This window comes from Halovivax limisalsi, assembly GCF_023093535.1.
In the GTDB taxonomy this organism is placed as follows: Archaea; Halobacteriota; Halobacteria; order Halobacteriales; family Natrialbaceae; genus Halovivax; species Halovivax limisalsi.
On sequence record NZ_CP095757.1, the window covers coordinates 844,239 to 860,563 of the forward strand.

Genomic DNA, 16,325 nt, shown 5'->3' on the forward strand with positions numbered 1-16,325 from the left:
GCGGGACGGCGACGTTCCCAGCGGGCGGGAATCTGGTGGCGGTTTTTCACGGCCTCGATTCCCCGGTGCTAGAGAGGACCACGCAATCAGGTGCGGGCATCCCACTACACGCGAATGATCGAACCACAACCTCCATCTAGCGGACGCGAATCGGGACGGAAACCGACCCCCGCGGACGGTCGATCGATCCCGCAGACGGCGGTGGCGGATCGAGGCGGAACCGAATTCACCCGGACGACCGATCGACGGCGCTCGAGAGCCGACGACACCGACGCCGGGCTCCGACGGCGCGCGAGGTTCGATGAGTGACCGCACGACGCGGGAGCGGCTCGAACTGCGCATCCTCGCGGCGGTCGCGGATCGACCGCCGGCCCACGCGGTGGACCTGTCCGAGTCGCTCGACGAACACCCGGTCACCGTCGACGAGGCGTGCGTCCGACTGCACCGGAACGGCGCGCTCACGACCGCCGCCAGCGGGCTGTTCACGATCACGGAGCGCGGCGAACGACGGCTCGATCGGGCCGGACTGGCCGACGATCGACGCGTCGATGGCGGCACGGAGCGTGCGAGCGAGGGCGGATCGCGACGCATCGCCTGAGGCCACCGCAGCGCAGTCTCGGCGAGTGGAACCGTGACGCGTCGCCGCGCAGCGAGCTACCCCTCCGCCGTCGGACCCCGCCGGGGACTCGCTCAATTATCGCTCGGCAGCCGGGGTGCTATCACGTCGACCAGCCCGTCCATATCGCGCGTCTGGTACCAGGCCGTTCCCGGGCCAGTGAACTCGAAGACGAGCCCCTCGCCGCTGAACAGCGTCGACTTGAGCCCGCCGACGCGGCGAGTGGAGAAGTCGACCTCGTCGTCCCAGGCGATCAGGTTCTCGTTGTCGAGGACGTAGGACTCCCCCGCATCCAGGTCGAGGCGTTCGAGCCCGCCGTAGGCGTCGATGACGGCCGTGCCCGATCCCCGCAGCGCCAGCGGCACGAGGCTTGCCTCGCCGAGCACCGACTTGAGACCGCCGAACTCGGAATCGATGTCGATCTCGGGCGTCGCCGCGAGAAACGCCCCGTCGGTCGTGTAGAGCGTCTCGTCGTCGAGTTCCTGCGCCATCACGTCGCCCGGCGTCGGCGGCGCGAACGTGACCTGTCCAGGGCCGCCCTCGGCGGTGAACGTGTTCGCGACGAGCGATTCGCCGCCCAGCATCGACTTCGCCGAACTGATGATGCCGTCGCGGCTCGTCCCCGTCTCGACGGAAATCGTCGGGGAGTGGCCGACCATCGCCCCCGGTTCGGCGACGATCGACTCTCCGGTCTCGAGCTGTACGACGAGGTGGGTGAACGACGGTCGATGGGTGAATTCGATTTCCATACCGATATCACGTCCGTTAGGCCTGCGTTCGAGTCGAGCCAAATAAATCCCCGCTCGTTCGACCGGCGCATCGACCGGAGGCGATACCGCGGCTGTGGTTTTCCGCCATCCGGCGGATCCCATCGCACGCCCGGCCGATCCGCGCGGCGATGTGGCGCCGATCGACTATCGCGACATTCGCGCGTCTAGAGCAAGCCGGTTCTCGCCGTTCGACGGCCGGTAAGCGGTTCGGCGCCCGCAGCCGACCTCGACCGCTCGACGACGGCTAGAGCCGGTTGCGAAGCTCACCGATCCGCTCCTCGAGCGCGTCGATCGCATCAGTGACTTCCTGGCGAGCGCTCTCGCTCATCTCGTCGGCTTCGTCGGCCGCCGCGTCGAATCGGTCACGCACTCGCTGCAGCGCTTCCTCGGCGGTGTTGGAGTCACTCATACGTCCGCCGGGAAGATCGGGGTTCGAGCCCCATTAATCCACTGCCTTTCGAGAACCCTCCCGACCGATTTCGCGAGCAGGGCCCGCGGTGTCACTCTACGCCGACCCACTTCAGGATGGCGAGCGTCCCTTCGAAGAGCGCGATCATGGTGAGCGCGACGAAGCCGGCGGCCATCATCGTCGGGTCGATGGTGAACATGAACGCGAGGCCGACGAACGCCGCCCAGAAGTACAGCCGCATCTGGGCGAGCCAGCGCCGCGAGACGACGCCCATCATGATCGCGAGCATGATAAAGAGCGGGATCTGGAAGACGATGGCGAGGAACGCGGTGAGGGTGATGACGAGGTTGAAGGTGTCGCCGAGGGCGTACTGGATCTCGGCGCTGCCCTCCGAGTAGTAGGTGAAGTACTCGAAGAGGACGGGGAGGACGAAGAAGTACGAGAAGAACATGCCGATCGCCGCGAGCACGACGCTCGTCGGCACGGCCGCGAGGTAGTACTTGCGCTCGTTCGGGTACAGCCCGGGACGCATGAAGAGGTACGTCTGGTAGACGAACGCCGGGATCGCGATGATAATCCCGAGTAACCCGGCGACCTTGATCCGCGTCAGCCAGAGTTCGAGCGGGTGATACAGGTGCGGCGGCCACTCCTCGTGCTGAGGGATGGCGTTCGTCCAGATGATGGTGATCGCGTCCGTCGCGAAGAGGATCCCGATGGCCGTCCCCGTCGCGGCGAACAGCAGGACGACCGCCAGGCGCTGGACCATCTCCTCGACGTGGTCCGCGAGCGGCATCTCCTCGTCGTCCGGCGGCTTCGAGAACCCGCCGTCGTCGACGCCCGGTAACTCCTGCTCCGGGGACCGATCCGGCACCCGATCGGCGATGTTGTCCGGGCGGTCGACGTGACCGCCGTCCGCGTCGACGCGCTGGGTCTCGTCGTCGGAGTCGGCGCCGGGGTCCGCGGGAGTCGAATCGTCGGTCCCGTCGGCCGTGTCGGCGTCGTCGGCCCCGCTGGTCGAATTTGCGCCGTCATTCCCGTCGGAGTCGTCCGGCTCGTCTTCGACGGTCGTGGAGGCCGTGTCGTCAGGCTCGTCGGACCCGGCGCCAGAATCGTCGGACCCGGCGTCGGGCTTCGATCCGTCGTCGGCGGTTGCCGAGGTCGCCTCGTCCGGTTCCGACGCGGCCTCGGTCGGCTCCGACGCCGCGTCGTCCGGTGCGGCGGCTGACGAGTCCGTTCCCGACGCGCCCTCGCGCGGCTCGTCGGGGCCGTCATCGGCCGTCGGCTCGTCCCGCTCGCCCGGCATCTATCCTCACTTGTCTCGGGGCCAGTTATAGGCCTTTTTCTTACGGTGGAGGCGAGCCACTGAGAACGTCCGACCACCGGCGCCGTACGCGTTCGACCGACGCGGATCCCGTAGACTCGAAAGGTTGATAACTGGAAGAAAGGTAGGGCCTCACAGTCAATGAGTTCCGTCGTCGACGAGGACACGGCCCGCGCGGTTCAGTCCGGCCGGGAAACCGTCGGTTCGATGATCTCCTCGGCCCAGGGCGACCTCCAGAAGATCTTCGTCGTCTTCCTCGTCGGCTTCCTGGGGACGTTCTACACCCTGCGGATCTGGATCTGGGACTTCCTGCGGGCGACCGCCAAGGCGGAGATGAACGACACGCTCGCGGGGGCGACCGACCTCATCACCCGGACGCCGTTCGAGGTCATCCTCCTGCAGGCGAAGATCGGCCTGCTCTTCGGCGTCATCGTCGCGATTCCGGCGTTCGTCTACTTCTCGCGGGACGCGATTCGCCGGCGGGGGTATCAGAGCGCCGTCCCGGTCTCGAAGTGGTTCGTCGCGGCGTTCGTCGCCGCCTCGCTCTCGCTGTTCTCGATCGGCGTCGTCTACGCGTACGGCGTCTTCTTTCCGTTCACCTTCCAGTTCCTGGGCTCGATCGCCTACAGCGCGGGCGTCAAGCCCAGCTGGGGGATCACCGAGTTCACCGAGTTCGTCGCCTTGCTGACGATCTCGTTCGGCCTTGCGGCGCAGTTGCCGCTGTTCATGGGCGTCTTCTCCTACACGGAGATCGTCCCCTACGAGACCTTCCGCGACAAGTGGCGCCACGCGATCGTCGCGATCTCGGTCTTCGGCGCGCTGTTCTCGCCGCCGGATCCGTTCACGTTGATCATGTGGGCCGCGCCGCTCGTCCTGCTCTACGGCTTCAGCCTCGGCCTCGCGAAGCTGATCGCGAACACGCGCCGTCGCGGGGCGGCGGAGGTCGGCAGCGGCGTCGAACACGTCAAGCGCCGCCTGCTGCAGTTCGTCGCGGTCGTGATCGCGACCATGCTGGTCGTCGTGGGAGCGCTCTACGCCGGTATCCGCGAACTGATCGCGACCGAAGTCATTCCGCGACTACCGTCGGCGCTGACGCCCACGGAGCCGACGTACTTCGACCGGCTGGTGATCGAACACGGCGAACTCGGGATGATCGCCGTCGGCCTGCTGGTCGCGCTCGGGGTCGGCGTCCTCATCCTGGGCGTTTTGACGATTCAGGTGCTGCGCACGCCGATCTACCCGCGCGAGACTCAGCTGATGACCGCGGAGACGGCCGCCGACGTCGACTTCGACGTCCTCGACGTCGAGGACGTCGAACGCGTGCCGGCGCCGGTCTTCGCCAGCATGTCCGAGGACGCCATGATGGACGTCGCCCGCGACGCGATGCTCGAAGACGACCGGGAGAAGGCCCAGGCCATCATCGACCGCTACGACGCCATCGATTCGGGCGAGGCGGGTGCCGAAGGGGCCGGGGCGGCTGCCGCCGGCGGCGCGGCCGATGCGGCGGGCGCCGACGAATCCGAGAGCGTCTTCGCGAGCACGGCGGCCGGCGTCCTCGATCCCTTCACCGAGGAGGAGACCACCGAGGAGGACATCGGCGGCTACGCCTACGACCTGGCGTTCATCGTGGACAGCCTGACCTCGCGGCTCATCTACATCGTCGGCCTCTTCATGGCCGTCCTCGTCGGCGTCTTCGGCTGGCTCTACGTCGGCGGGATCGGGGACGCGCTGGTGACGTTCGTCGACCAGGTCCCGGAGTCGGTCATCACCGAGATGGCGTCCCAGCAGGGTGTCGACCCGAGTAATTTCGACACGACGACCGCCCTCCTGCAGGAGCTCGGCTTCGTCATCGCCCTCCACCCCGTCGAAGTGCTGATCTTCATCGTGAAGGTCTCGACGCTCGCGGCGATCGTCGCCGTCCTCCCGCTGGTCCTGTACTTCGCCTGGCCGGCGGCCAAAGAGCGCGGCCTCGCCCGCGGGGATCGCCGCCTCTTCCTCGTCTGGGGTGGCTCCCTGGCCCTCGGCTTCGCCGGCGGGCTCGCGGTCGGCTTCTACTACATCGCCCCGGCGGTCATCTCCTATCTCATCACCGACGCGGTCGCCAACGGGATGGTGATCTCCTACCGCATCAAGAGCCTCTTCTGGCTGGTCATCTACACCACCGTCGGCGTCGGCTTCCTCGTCAACCTCGTCGTCACGATGGCGCTCTTTCACGTCGGCAACATCGTCTCCTACCGGACGATGCTCCGGTTCTGGAAGCCGATCGTGGTCTCGATCTGGTTCCTCTCGGCGCTGTTCAGTCCGCGCGGCCTGATCACGATGCTCGCCTTCGCCATCCCGCTGTCGCTGACGTACGTCCTCGGACTGGCCCTGCTGTACGTCCTGACCGCCGGTGGCCGGCTCTTCGGCGGCGGTGGTGGTCCGACGGCCGACGAGCCCGCGGCGGAGCCGGCGGATGCGAGCGAGTGACGACGGTTTCGAACAGAGATGGTGGCCGGACGCTCCCATCAGTCTCTGCGCGCGACTGCCGGCTACGAAGTCACACTTATCCCCGGCCTCGATAATGCTCGCGTATGCCGAAGATCAGCGTCGAGATCCCCGGCGAACTCCTCGCCGATCTGGACGAGCACGTCGGGGACGACGGGAAGTACGTCAACCGCAGCGACGCCATCCGGGCGTCGATCCGCAAGAACCTGGACATCCTGGACGAGATCGACCAGCGCCACGGCCGGCTCGAAAACGAGGAGTGAGCCGGAGCCGAGCGTCAGATCGGTCGAGCTGACGGAACTGCGAGGCCGGAATCGTCGATCCGGAAGTTGTCTTACCGCAAACGTTTTCGACCGAACCGCCGAACGGTGGCGTATGGGGTTCGACACGGACGCGCTTCTGGGTCGCCTCGATCTGGATCTGATCGTCATCTTCGCGTTCGTTCTCGCGATCATCCTGATCAATCGGTCGCCGTACCTCCTGGCCGTCCTCGGCGGCCTCGTCTTCCTCGGGTGGGTCCTCGTCCAGCTCGGCGTCTTCGAGGACGACGCGGCGGACGAAACGACCGAATCCGAGGGCCCGCTCGAAGCGCTGCAGACGCGCTACGCCCGCGGCGAGATCGACGAGGCGGAGTTCGAACGACGCCTCGACCGAATCATGGAATCGACCGATGCCGTCGACCGACGGGGCGGGTCGGCGTCGGTCGATCCGGAATTGGATCGGCTCGAAACTGACAGCGGTGACGGAGACGCCGCGGTACGGCGGCCGGAGACCGAGCGGTCCTGATCAGGCTCGACGAGCGGCGGGCTGATCGGATTCCGTTCGGAAGTAGCCCGATTCAGGCGTCCTCGACGCGTTCTGCGAACCCGAAGGTCGGTTTGACGTCGTCGACGCGGACGGAGACCGTCTCGCCGGGCTCGGCGCCGGGGACGAAGAGTTTGAAGCCCTCGACGGTGGCGACGCCGTCGCCCTCGCTGCCCGAGTCGACGATATCGACCTCGTACGTCTCGCCGGGGCGAACCGGCGCCGTCAGGCGCCCGATTCCGAGCAGGTAGAGTTCCGACGACTCCGAGCGGGTCGCCTCGGGGACGGTCGCGCGGACGTACTGGAATTCGTTCTCCAGGTCGGTCCGGAAGTCGTCGACGTCAGGTCCCTCGAAGACCTTCGCCGCCAAGTTGCCGCCGGGGCCGAGCAGTTCGAGCGCGATCTCGGACGCGGTGCGCGCGAGGTGGAGCGAGCGAGCCTGGTCCAGCGAGTACTCGCCGGTCATGTTCGGCGCCATGTCCGAGAGGACGACGTCGACCGGGCGGGCGTCGGCCGCCCCGTCGGAGTCGCCGGCGTCGCCGTCCCCGCCGGTCGCCACCCGTCGAATCCGGTCGAGCGTCTTCGCCTCGGTGACGTCGCCGCGGACGGTCTCGATGCGATCGTCGATCTCGTCGTCGAACGCCCGGATGCGCTGGAAGTCGGCGCCGATGACGGTTCCGTTCGGGCCGACCCGTTCGGCGGCGACCTGGAGCCAGCCGCCCGGCGCCGCCCCGAGGTCGACGACGGTATCGCCCCGCTCGATCAGGTCCTCGAGGTCGTCCAACTGCTGGAGCTTGTAGGCCGAGCGGGCGCGATAGCCCTCCTGCTTGGCCCGGTTGTAGTACTCGTCTTTGCCCGTCATGGCTCGCTCACCGACGCTTGCGGCCGGTGTCGGTTCGGCGGTGCTGGCGTCGTGTTCATATCAATCGTGAGGCGGTCGACGTGGAAAGGCCCGTCGGAGTGGGTCGGCCGCTCGGTCCGCATTGCGGTGGAGCGACCACGAGGGACACTCGATGATCGTTCTGGTTCGCGTGCCGGTCGATCACGACGACCGTCTCCGACGGGGCAACTGGTGGCGGCGAAGGTGTGCCCGTTGCCGCCGGTCGTGCCACGCTGGTGGATGACCCCGTCCGTTACATCTATACTGTATCGTAACGTATTGGATCGTAACGATGAAGACGGTGACCACGCGTCTCCCGGAAGACGACGAGGAAGCCCTCGCCGAGCTCGAGGCGGAACTGAGTGCTGACCGGTCCGAGGTGTTGCGCCGCCTCATCAGGGACGGACTCGACGACTGGCGCAAGGAGCGAGCACTCGAGGGACTCCGAGACCATCGCCTCACGCTGCGGACGGCGGCCGAGCGTGCGGACGTCTCGTACGTCGAGATGCTGACGCTCGCTTCGGAGGCGGGAATCGACGCGGGCTACTCGACCGAGGACCTCGACCGCGACCTCGATCGCATCTGATGGTCGTCGTCGATTCCTCCGCGTTGATTCCGCTCGCGTGGGTCGGTCGACTCGACCTCGTCTCGACGGCCTTCGACGAGGTTCGAACGACGGACGCGATCCAGGCGGAAGTCCTCACCGAAGGGAAGCGAGGGACCGCGGTCCTCGACGAGTTTCTGGCCGACGTGTCCGTACACGAAACGCCGGATGCGGCCGGCAGCGTGGCGTCTATGGAGGGAACCGCGGTGGGCGACGCGTCCGTGATTCTGCTGGCGGAAGACCGCGAGGCGGTGCTCCTAGCCAACGACAAGGGACTGATCGAGGTCGCCCGAAGTCACGGCGTCGAGTGCTGGTGGGTGACGACGCTGTTGCTCAGTTGCACCAAAGACGGCATTTTGACCGCGGACGGGGCGACGGACGTCCTGTACGACCTCGTGAACGAGGGGATGAACCTCCATCCGAAAGTCTACACGCAGGTGCAGAAGAAACTCCGGGAACTGGGGGAGTGACTCGCGTCCTCGGTTGGAGAACCGCGTTCAGGGAGAGGACGGGGCAGATACAGCGAAGCGCGTTTCCCATCCAGCCCCGAATAGCGCGACATGGAGACGAGGGCGTGGCTCCGACGCCACCAGGTCGCCGTCTACGCGGTCGCGGTTGCGCTCGCGATCGGCGTCGGGATCGGGCGTCCCGGGTCGGCTTCGTCCATCGAGCCCGTCATCGACCCCGTCCTGGCGGTGTTGCTCTACGTCACCTTCCTCGAGATTCCGTTCGTTCGACTCCGGCGGGCGGTGACGAACGGGCGGTTCCTGGCGGCGGCGCTGGGGATGAACTTCCTCGTCGCCCCCGTTGTCGTCTGGGTGCTCATCCGGTTCCTCCCGCAGGAACCGGCCATCCTCGTCGGCGCGTTCATGGTGCTGTTGACGCCGTGTATCGATTACGTGATTACCTTCACCGATCTCGCCGGCGGCGACGCCGAGCAGCTCACCGCGACGACGCCGGCGCTGATGCTCGTCCAGCTCCTGTTGCTGCCGGCGTACCTCTGGCTCTTCATGGGTGCCGACGTCCCAGCGGTGATCGAGGCCGGGCCGTTCGTCGAGGCGTTCGTGCTCATCATCGCGCTCCCGTTGACGCTCGCCTGGCTCACCGAAGCGTGGGCGGCGCGTTCGTCGACCGGCGAGTCCTGGCAGGAACGGCTGGGCTGGTTGCCGGTGCCGATGATGGGTGCGACGCTGTTCGTCGTCATCGCCTCGCAGCTTCCGCGTGTCCGGGACGCGATCGGTCAGATCGCCGCCGTCGTCCCGGTGTACGTCGCGTTCATCCTCGTCATGCCGGTGCTCGGGCGGCTGGCGGCCGGCCTGTTTCGGATGGACGTCGGCGAGAGCCGCGCGCTGGTGTTCACGTCCGTCACGCGCAACTCGCTGGTCGTCCTTCCGCTTGCGCTGGCCCTGCCCGCGGGCTACGAGCTGGCGCCCGCCGTCGTGGTGACGCAGACGCTCGTCGAACTGACGGGGATGGTCGCGCTCACGCGGGTCGTTCCCGCGTGGCTCCTCCCCGAGTCCCCGGACCCGATATCGCTTCCGGGGCTGACGCGGGGCGATTGACGCGAGCGCACCCGCCGGCGGACGCGCCTGGCGCGGCCTGCTCGATCACCCGGTCACTTCGTCGCCGACGCCGAACGGTGCGCTATTCTTCCGGAGACGGCACTGCGACCCAGCGTACTAGCTGAAAGGGGCGTTTGAGCGTAGACAAGGTGTTTATCAGGCCCGCTCTATCGTTGCGGTATGTCAAGGAACGTCTCTCGACGCGAGTCCCTGTTGGCGACGGGGGCGACCCTCGGTCTCGCCGGCTGTATCGACAATCCGCTCAGTAATACCGCCGAAGACGACGGTCGCGGCGACGACCCCGACGACGTGGGCCACGACGTGTTTCAGCTCGGCTCGTCCCAGACCCAGCCGCTGTGGGCGACGGCCGAGGAGGCGACCGGGTTCGTCACCCTCCTGACGGACGAAGACGACGATCCCTGGATGGTCGAGCACCCCGACGAGGTGGACGGCCTCCTGTCCTGGCTCGACGAGACGGATTTCGAGACGTCCGCGATCGTCTACGTCGAGACGGCCGCGCCGAACACCTGCTACGACGAGGTCGGGGTGAGCCACGTCGGCATCGAGGACGGGCGAATCGTCGCCACTGCGGAGGCGGTCGACGGCGGCGGTGAGAACCAGGGCTGCGGCGAGGCCGTGACGTACCCGTCGGCGTTCGTCCGCGTCAGCGGCGACGATCTCCCAGCCGAGGCCGCGTTCACCGTCGTCGACGGCTGGGGCGAATCGGCCGAGGTCGCCGCCGACGGTCGCTACGCCGACCCGGCGACGCTGCCCGGTCACGTCCGCCCGGACGGCGATCCGGCGAAGCTCGAGGAGCTGACCTGCGACGACGAGGAGTTCCAGCGACTGCCGGGGCCAGCCGGTGACGAGGCCGCGCTGGGCGAGGCGTACGACGACGAGGACCTGACGTTCGCGATGCGGGTCCACGCGACGCAGGCGCTGAGTGCCGGCGACGACGCGTCGCCGCGGGTCGGACGCGGCGACGAGGTCCGGATCACGCTGTGGAACGTCTCCACTGACGTGCAACACACCGGGACTCGCCACCAGTGGAACCTGCAGGTGCTGACGACCGAGGGCTGGCAGGACGTCCGCGGAACGACCGACGGCGACCCCGTCGGGTACGACGACCTGGCGATCGAACACCGCCCCGGCGAGGGATTCGAGTGGTCGTTCGAGCTGACCGAGGCGGGCGTCGTGGCCGGCCACGAGCACGAGGACCGCCTCGAGGTCTGTCCGGACCTGCAGCCCGGCCGGTACCGCTTCGGCTACCGCGGCATCGTCAGCGGCGAGCCGCTCGCCGTCGAGTTCGACTACCGGGGGTAGGACGAGTCGGTCGAGTACAGAGGCGCAGCGTCGGCGTCGTTTCGTCCCGCCGCGGCCGTCACGCGGTTCAGTCGGGCGAGATCCGCGACAGCCGCATGGCGTTGCCCGTCACGCCGAGGCTCATCCCCATGTCGCCGACGACGACCGCCATCGCGACGCTCACCAGGCCGAGCGGCACGCCGAGCGCGAGGAGCGCCTTCACGCCGAGGCTCGCCCAGACGTTCTGCCGGATGACGCCGTTGGCCGTGTGCGAGAGGTCGTAGAGGTACGGCAGCTTCCCGACGTCGTCGCCCATCAGCGCCACGTCGGCGGTCTCGAGTGCGGTGTCGGTCCCCGCCGCGCCCATCGCGATGCCGACGTCGGCGGTCGCGAGCGCGGGTGCATCGTTGATGCCGTCGCCGACCATCGCGACCTCGCCGTAGGTATCCTGCAACGCCGCGACGGCGTCGACCTTCTCGTCGGGCAGGAGGTCGGCGCGGTAGTCGTCGACGCCGACCTGCTCGGCGATCGCGCGGGCGGTCCCCTCGTTGTCGCCGGTGAGCATGACGACGCGCTCGACGCCGAGGGCCTGCAGGCGCGCGACGGCGCGTTCCGCGGCCGGCCGGACCTCGTCGGCGATCGCGACAGCGCCCAGCAGGGACGACTCCGTCCCCACGAGGACGACCGTCTTGCCCGCCGCTTCCAGGTCGGCGATCGTCTCGCCGTCGATCGCGCCCGCTGTTCGCCCCTCGTCGGCCCCGCGTTCGCCGTCGGTGACGGCCGTCGCGCCGCCGTCGGTCTCCGCGCGGGCCCGCGCCAGGTCGAAGCCGAGGTCCTCGAAGAGCGCCGGCTTGCCCGCGTAGTAGGTCTCGCCGTCGATCTCGGCGCGGACGCCCTTGCCGGGCAGGCTCTCGAAGGCCGTCGGCTCCCCCGCGTCGGTCACGCCGGCCGCCTCGGCCCGGTCGAGGATGGCCGCGGCGATCGGGTGCTCGCTGCGACGCTCCAGCGCGGCGGCGAACCGGAGGAGCGTCTCCTCGTCCGCGTCGGCCGGGACGACGTCGGTGACGCCGAGTTCGCCCTTCGTGAGCGTGCCCGTCTTGTCGAACGCGACGGCGTCGACGTCGCCCATCGCCTCCAGGTAAGTTCCGCCCTTGATGAGGACGCCGTTCTTCGCCGCGCTCGTGACGCCGGAGACGACGGAGACGGGCGTCGAGATGACGAACGCGCAGGGACACGCGATGACCAGCAGCGTGAGCCCGCGGACGAACCACGTCCCCCAGTCGCCCGCGAACGTGAGGCCGTAGCCCGCGACCTCGGTCGTCACTGGCTCGGAGATGGCCAGCGGCGGGACGACGGCCGTCAGGATCGCGAGCATCACGACGACCGGCGTATAGTAGCCCGCGAACCGGTCGACGAACTGCTCGGTTTCGGTCTGTTCGGCCTGGGCGCCCTGGACCAGCTCGATGATCCGCGAGAGCGTCGAATCGCCGGCCGTCGAGCTGACCTCGATTTCGAGGTATCCCTCCTCGGTGATCGCACCGGCGTAGACCTCGTCACCGGCCGTCTTGTCCACGGGGACGCTCTCGCCGGTGATGGGCGACTCGTCGACCGCGCTCTCGCCCTCCACGACCGTCCCGTCGAGCGGGATCTTCTCGCCCGGCCTGACCACGACGGTCTCGCCGACCGCCACGTCCTCGGCCGGGACGGTCACCGTTTCGCCGTCGCGTTCCACGACTGCCTCGTCCGGTGCCAACTCCATCAGTTCGCGCAGCGAGTTCCGGGCCCGGTCCATCGCGTACTCCTCGAGCAACTCCGCGACGCTGAACAGCACGGCGAGCGTCGCCGCCTCGACGAAGTAGCCGATCCCGGTCGCGGCGACGATGGCCGTTCCCATCAGGAGGTCGATGTCGAGGCTCCGGTTGCGCGCGGAGTAGTACCCGCCGCGGACGACGGGGACGCCGGCCGCGAGCGTGGCCCCGAGCAGCAGGACGTCGGCGACCGTCAGCGGGTACTCCAGCACGCTCGCGATCTCGGCGTTGGCTCCCGGAACGAGGAATTCGACGGCGAGCCCGAGGACGAGCAAGACCGCGCCGAGCCACGTCTTCTTCGCGCGCGTACCCGTCCAGACTTCGGTCGGCGGCGCGACGTCGACGGCGCCGCTCGATTCGGTTTCGCCGTCTTCGTCCGCCCCCTCGCCGTTTCCGTCCACGACCTCGTAGCCCGCGCCCTCGATCGCCGTCACGACGTCGGCCTCGCTGGCGCGATCGGGGTCGTAGGTCACGCTGGCCGTCCCGGTCGTCGGCTGCAGCGTGGCGTCGACGACTCCCTCGACCCGTGCGAGGCTCGAATCGACCTTCTTCGCACAGGACGGACAGTCCATCTCGGGGACCGCCAGGCGAGCGGTCAGCTCTCGACCGCCCGCGGCCCGATCGGTTTCGCCGACATCGTCGGTCATTGAGCGAAGCGAGGGGCCGTAGCTCGATAAGAATTAGTTGGAGTATTCCAAATACCGTGCCACTATTTGGCACGGAATCGCCCGTCCGGGCGCGTGAACGCACGGATCGGACGCCGAATCGCCGGGGGTCCCGCGGCTCCTGTCGGTGGCGAACGCCAGCGTCGATACGGACTCACAGCGTCGGTGACGGGTCCTGCGTCGGCCGCTCGGCCGCGACGTGGCGCTTGGCAAGGACCTCCTCGGCGCGTCGCAGCCGGTAGGTGAGCGTCGATCGCGGGACGTCCAGGTGGTCGGCGAGGTCGCCGACGTCGACCTCGCGCGGGGACTCGTAGTAGCCGTGCTCGACGGCGGCTCGGAGCGCCGCCTCCTGCTCGGCGGAGAGGTCGCCGGGCGCCCTCGCGTTCGCGCCGCCCGACGCACCCACAGGGCCGGCGGTGTCGGCCGTCCGCAGCATCTCCATCCGGGCGCAGTCGCCCACCGCGTCGTCGACCGCGTCGAAGAACGGCGCCGCGTCGCCCTCGCCCGAGTGGATGATCCGCCAGGTGTAGTGGCGACCCTCGTGGCGGGTGTCGAACAGCAGGCCGTCGCCGAGGTGGTCGCGAGCGAGGTGGGGGACGGACGCGCAGGTCGGCGTCCGCGTCCAGTCGGAGTACAGCACGAGGGTGTCGTCGGTCCGATCGAGCACGCGCGTGGTCTGGGTCGCGTTACACGATTCGTCGGCCAGGCAGTCCGCGTAGTAGTCCGCGTCGCGAAACGTCGCCGCGATGGCGTCGAGGGCGGCCGACGACCCCGTCGCGTGGTCGACCCGCCACAGGCGCTCGTCGGTGACGTGCAACGACAGCGACCGGATCCGCGCCGCCGGGTGGGCGGCGAGCGTGTCGGCCACCTCGTTACACCCCGGCTCGTACTCCAGGGCGAAGGCCAGTTCGCGCATGCGTCTACGTTGGGGGCGAGACGTGAAAACTCACCGGTCGCCCGGGTCAGCGTCCGCCTTACCGCTCCCGGAGCCGGATCCGCACCGGACCGTCGGGCTGGGTGGTCATCTGGGGGTCGAACGCCAGGTCGCCGACCGCGTCGAACGCGAAGCGCCGACCGAGCGTCGCGAGGGTCGCTTTCATCTCGAGCCTGGCGAAGTGGCGCCCGATGCAGATGCGCGGGCCGGCGCCGAACGGGACGTAGGCGTAGCCCCGCTCGCGCGGCGTCGTGTCGGCCCACCGATCGGGGTCGAAGCGCTCGGGCTCGTCGTAGAAGCGCGAATCGCGGTGGACGTTCCAGACCGAACAGAGCACTTCCGCGTCGGCGGGGATCTCGTACCCGCCCACCTCGACGGGTTCGGTGGTCACCCGCGGGATCGTGTGGACGGGCGGCACCCAGCGAAGCGTCTCGTCGACGATCCGTTCGAGATACGGGAGTTCGTCGAGGTCCGAGGGCGTCGGCGTCCCGTCGAGCCTTTCACCGAGGGTTTCGTCGAGTTCGTCGTAAAACCGGTCGGCGACGGCCGGGTTCGAGCCGATCGCGTGCAGCGCGTAGGTCATCGACAGCGCCGTGGTCTCGTGACCGGCGAAGAGCATCCCGACGACCTGGTCGAGCACCTCGGACGCGTCGAAGGCCGAGTCGGGGTCGTCGCGCAGGGTCGAGAGTCGCGCGAGGAGACTGTCCGGGTCGGGATCCGGTCCCTCATCGGCGAGCAAGCGCCGGGCCGCGTCGCGAAGGTCACCGGAGCGGCGGTCAAATCGCCGTCGCGCGGGCGTCGGGACCCACTCGGGCAGCGCCCACGAGGTGGGTTTGAAGTAGAGGTTGAGCGCGCTCGCGGCGGCGGCCAGGTCGTCGATCTCGGCGGGCGTGAGCGACTGGCCGAGGATCACCTCGAACAGGTTCTCGAGCGCGACCCCGCGCATCGCCTCGTCCGCGTCGATCGTCGTCCCGGCCGCCCAGCGGTCGGCGCGCTCGGTGGCGACGCGCGTCATCGTCTCGGCGTGCTCGCCGATTCGCCGCGGGGTGAAGAAGTCCTCCATCGCGTGGCGCTGGCGGTGCCACTGCTCGCCCTCCGTCGCGAGGACCGACTCCCCGAAGGCGACCTCGAAGCCCTCGAGCTTGGCGAACGTCTCGCGATCGAGTAATGCCGTCTCGACGTGGTCGGGGTGGGCCAGGCCGTAGACGTCCCGGCCCAGGAGTCGGATGCGGACCACGTCGCCCGTCGTCGCCACGGCTTCCTCGATGAACCCGAACGAATCGGTGGCGAACCCGACCGTGTTCCCGATGACGGGCAGTCCCGGCGGCGTCGGCGGGCGCTCCGGTCCGCGCGCTGGCGTTCCGCGTGCCATATACGGACGCCCTGGCCCGCCAGGGGCATAGGTGTTGGTTTCTTCCGGGTCGCTATCGATCGCCCCGCTCGTCGGAACCGGGGAGTTCGCGGCCGGTCGAATCGGCCCGAACCGAAAGTGACACAACCGGAACGGTCACCTCTTCAGACATGATCACCAACGTGGCACAGCACTATTCCGATCTCTTCGCCCCCGAGTTCTTCGTCCTCGTCTGCCTCATCGCCCTCGTCGGGCACGAGTGGCGAGCGGGCTCGACGGAGGCGCGAGCGGGCCCCGCACGCCTCGGTGCCCAACTCGGCGTGATCGCCCTGGCGTGGGCGCTCGGCCTCGCCATCTATCTGGGCGTCCCAGCGCTGTTCGAGACCACCCCGGAGTGGGCCCCGGACGCGACGGGGAGTGCGGGTCTGGGGCTCGGGATGGGTCTCGTCTGGGGCGTCTGGCGCCGGCGGGCCTGGGGCGGTCACGTGCCGACGTTCGCGCTCGCGCTGATCGTCGTGACCGTTCCGCACCTCCTGATAACGCCGTTCTGGGACGTCTCCAGTCACGTCACCTACGCGCTCGTCCCGGCCGGCGTGGTGGTCCTCGTCGCGATGCGCTTTCTCCCGCTGGGTCTGATCGCGATCGGCATGGTCCCCGCGCGTCCGCTGGCCGGCGCGCACACCTGGCCGGAAGCGATCGGCGGCGTCGTGCTGTCGGTCGCCGTGCTGGCCGCGATCGCGCGGCTTCGATTCGGCGCTCGCGACGGGTCGGCGGTCGGCGGAACCGGCGCCTGACCGCGGATCGCGATCCTT

General features: G+C 68.8%; 16 protein-coding genes. 9 read left to right on the top strand and 7 right to left on the bottom strand.

What is annotated here, in order from left to right; all coding sequences use genetic code 11:
* The first annotated feature begins 301 nt into the window (after positions 1 to 301).
* Complete coding sequence (locus tag MXA07_RS03680; protein WP_247730700.1) at positions 302 to 598, top strand: hypothetical protein; 297 nt, start codon at positions 302 to 304, stop codon at positions 596 to 598.
* Positions 599 to 690: 92 nt separating this feature from the next.
* On the opposite strand, the gene MXA07_RS03685 is transcribed toward MXA07_RS03680, so the two are convergent.
* From MXA07_RS03685 to tatC, 3 genes are all read right to left on the bottom strand, one after another.
* On the bottom strand, positions 691 to 1,365 hold the full coding sequence (locus tag MXA07_RS03685; RefSeq protein WP_247730701.1) for a TIGR00266 family protein: 675 nt from the start codon (positions 1,363 to 1,365) through the stop codon (positions 691 to 693).
* A 265-nt stretch (positions 1,366 to 1,630) separates the two neighbouring features.
* On the bottom strand, positions 1,631 to 1,795 hold the full coding sequence (locus MXA07_RS03690; RefSeq protein ID WP_247730702.1) for a hypothetical protein: 165 nt from the start codon (positions 1,793 to 1,795) through the stop codon (positions 1,631 to 1,633).
* A 91-nt stretch (positions 1,796 to 1,886) separates the two neighbouring features.
* Positions 1,887 to 3,098, bottom strand: coding sequence for a twin-arginine translocase subunit TatC (tatC, locus tag MXA07_RS03695; RefSeq protein ID WP_247730703.1), 1,212 nt, complete (start codon positions 3,096 to 3,098; stop codon positions 1,887 to 1,889).
* Positions 3,099 to 3,257: 159 nt separating this feature from the next.
* Here tatC and MXA07_RS03700 point away from each other — a divergent pair, with 159 nt between their 5' ends.
* The 3 genes from MXA07_RS03700 to MXA07_RS03710 all read left to right on the top strand — a co-directional run bounded on the left by MXA07_RS03700 (position 3,258) and on the right by MXA07_RS03710 (position 6,389).
* A complete protein-coding gene (locus MXA07_RS03700) occupies positions 3,258 to 5,585 on the top strand; it encodes a twin-arginine translocase subunit TatC (RefSeq protein ID WP_247730704.1) in 2,328 nt (775 codons plus the stop codon).
* 104 nt (positions 5,586 to 5,689) lie between these two features.
* Positions 5,690 to 5,866 carry a ribbon-helix-helix domain-containing protein gene (locus tag MXA07_RS03705; protein ID WP_247730705.1) on the top strand — a complete coding sequence of 59 codons (177 nt, stop codon included), beginning with the start codon at positions 5,690 to 5,692 and terminating at the stop codon, positions 5,864 to 5,866.
* A 112-nt stretch (positions 5,867 to 5,978) separates the two neighbouring features.
* Positions 5,979 to 6,389, top strand: coding sequence for an SHOCT domain-containing protein (locus MXA07_RS03710; RefSeq protein ID WP_247730706.1), 411 nt, complete (start codon positions 5,979 to 5,981; stop codon positions 6,387 to 6,389).
* A gap of 52 nt (positions 6,390 to 6,441) precedes the next feature.
* Here the strand turns inward: MXA07_RS03710 and MXA07_RS03715 are convergent, their stop codons facing one another.
* Positions 6,442 to 7,269, bottom strand: a complete 828-nt coding sequence (locus MXA07_RS03715; RefSeq protein ID WP_247730707.1) for a 23S rRNA (uridine(2552)-2'-O)-methyltransferase — start codon at positions 7,267 to 7,269, stop codon at positions 6,442 to 6,444.
* Between the two features lie 310 nt (positions 7,270 to 7,579).
* On the opposite strand from MXA07_RS03715, the gene MXA07_RS03720 reads away from it, so the two are divergent.
* The 4 genes from MXA07_RS03720 to MXA07_RS03735 all read left to right on the top strand — a co-directional run bounded on the left by MXA07_RS03720 (position 7,580) and on the right by MXA07_RS03735 (position 10,776).
* A complete protein-coding gene (locus MXA07_RS03720) occupies positions 7,580 to 7,873 on the top strand; it encodes a UPF0175 family protein (protein ID WP_247730708.1) in 294 nt (97 codons plus the stop codon).
* On the top strand, positions 7,873 to 8,361 hold the full coding sequence (locus MXA07_RS03725; RefSeq protein WP_247730709.1) for a PIN domain-containing protein: 489 nt from the start codon (positions 7,873 to 7,875) through the stop codon (positions 8,359 to 8,361). Before MXA07_RS03720 ends, MXA07_RS03725 begins: the two co-directional genes overlap by 1 nt.
* Positions 8,362 to 8,451: 90 nt before the next feature.
* Positions 8,452 to 9,453 (top strand): arsenic resistance protein, encoded by a 1,002-nt coding sequence (locus MXA07_RS03730; RefSeq protein ID WP_247730710.1) that lies wholly within the window; start codon positions 8,452 to 8,454, stop codon positions 9,451 to 9,453.
* Positions 9,454 to 9,633: 180 nt separating this feature from the next.
* Complete coding sequence (locus MXA07_RS03735) at positions 9,634 to 10,776, top strand: hypothetical protein (protein WP_247730711.1); 1,143 nt, start codon at positions 9,634 to 9,636, stop codon at positions 10,774 to 10,776.
* Positions 10,777 to 10,843: 67 nt separating this feature from the next.
* Here MXA07_RS03735 and MXA07_RS03740 read toward each other — a convergent pair whose 3' ends face one another.
* The 3 genes from MXA07_RS03740 to MXA07_RS03750 all read right to left on the bottom strand — a co-directional run bounded on the left by MXA07_RS03740 (position 10,844) and on the right by MXA07_RS03750 (position 15,534).
* A complete protein-coding gene (locus MXA07_RS03740) occupies positions 10,844 to 13,210 on the bottom strand; it encodes a heavy metal translocating P-type ATPase (protein ID WP_247730712.1) in 2,367 nt (788 codons plus the stop codon).
* Positions 13,211 to 13,382: 172 nt separating this feature from the next.
* Positions 13,383 to 14,144 (bottom strand): helix-turn-helix domain-containing protein, encoded by a 762-nt coding sequence (locus MXA07_RS03745; RefSeq protein WP_247730713.1) that lies wholly within the window; start codon positions 14,142 to 14,144, stop codon positions 13,383 to 13,385.
* Positions 14,145 to 14,202: 58 nt separating this feature from the next.
* Positions 14,203 to 15,534 (bottom strand): cytochrome P450, encoded by a 1,332-nt coding sequence (locus tag MXA07_RS03750; protein ID WP_247730714.1) that lies wholly within the window; start codon positions 15,532 to 15,534, stop codon positions 14,203 to 14,205.
* A gap of 149 nt (positions 15,535 to 15,683) precedes the next feature.
* On the opposite strand from MXA07_RS03750, the gene MXA07_RS03755 reads away from it, so the two are divergent.
* On the top strand, positions 15,684 to 16,307 hold the full coding sequence (locus tag MXA07_RS03755) for a hypothetical protein (RefSeq protein WP_247730715.1): 624 nt from the start codon (positions 15,684 to 15,686) through the stop codon (positions 16,305 to 16,307).
* Positions 16,308 to 16,325: the final 18 nt, after the last annotated feature.

Coding starts and splice junctions, on each gene's coding strand:
- MXA07_RS03690 (WP_247730702.1), bottom strand. CDS start 1,795: ATGAGTGACTCCAACACCGCCGAGGAAGCGCTGCAGCGAGTGCGTGAC.
- MXA07_RS03730 (WP_247730710.1), top strand. CDS start 8,452: ATGGAGACGAGGGCGTGGCTCCGACGCCACCAGGTCGCCGTCTACGCG.
- tatC (WP_247730703.1), bottom strand. CDS start 3,098: ATGCCGGGCGAGCGGGACGAGCCGACGGCCGATGACGGCCCCGACGAG.
- MXA07_RS03715 (WP_247730707.1), bottom strand. CDS start 7,269: ATGACGGGCAAAGACGAGTACTACAACCGGGCCAAGCAGGAGGGCTAT.
- MXA07_RS03755 (WP_247730715.1), top strand. CDS start 15,684: ATGATCACCAACGTGGCACAGCACTATTCCGATCTCTTCGCCCCCGAG.
- MXA07_RS03685 (WP_247730701.1), bottom strand. CDS start 1,365: ATGGAAATCGAATTCACCCATCGACCGTCGTTCACCCACCTCGTCGTA.
- MXA07_RS03750 (WP_247730714.1), bottom strand. CDS start 15,534: ATGGCACGCGGAACGCCAGCGCGCGGACCGGAGCGCCCGCCGACGCCG.
- MXA07_RS03735 (WP_247730711.1), top strand. CDS start 9,634: ATGTCAAGGAACGTCTCTCGACGCGAGTCCCTGTTGGCGACGGGGGCG.
- MXA07_RS03700 (WP_247730704.1), top strand. CDS start 3,258: ATGAGTTCCGTCGTCGACGAGGACACGGCCCGCGCGGTTCAGTCCGGC.
- MXA07_RS03745 (WP_247730713.1), bottom strand. CDS start 14,144: ATGCGCGAACTGGCCTTCGCCCTGGAGTACGAGCCGGGGTGTAACGAG.
- MXA07_RS03740 (WP_247730712.1), bottom strand. CDS start 13,210: ATGACCGACGATGTCGGCGAAACCGATCGGGCCGCGGGCGGTCGAGAG.
- MXA07_RS03680 (WP_247730700.1), top strand. CDS start 302: ATGAGTGACCGCACGACGCGGGAGCGGCTCGAACTGCGCATCCTCGCG.
- MXA07_RS03720 (WP_247730708.1), top strand. CDS start 7,580: ATGAAGACGGTGACCACGCGTCTCCCGGAAGACGACGAGGAAGCCCTC.
- MXA07_RS03710 (WP_247730706.1), top strand. CDS start 5,979: ATGGGGTTCGACACGGACGCGCTTCTGGGTCGCCTCGATCTGGATCTG.
- MXA07_RS03725 (WP_247730709.1), top strand. CDS start 7,873: ATGGTCGTCGTCGATTCCTCCGCGTTGATTCCGCTCGCGTGGGTCGGT.
- MXA07_RS03705 (WP_247730705.1), top strand. CDS start 5,690: ATGCCGAAGATCAGCGTCGAGATCCCCGGCGAACTCCTCGCCGATCTG.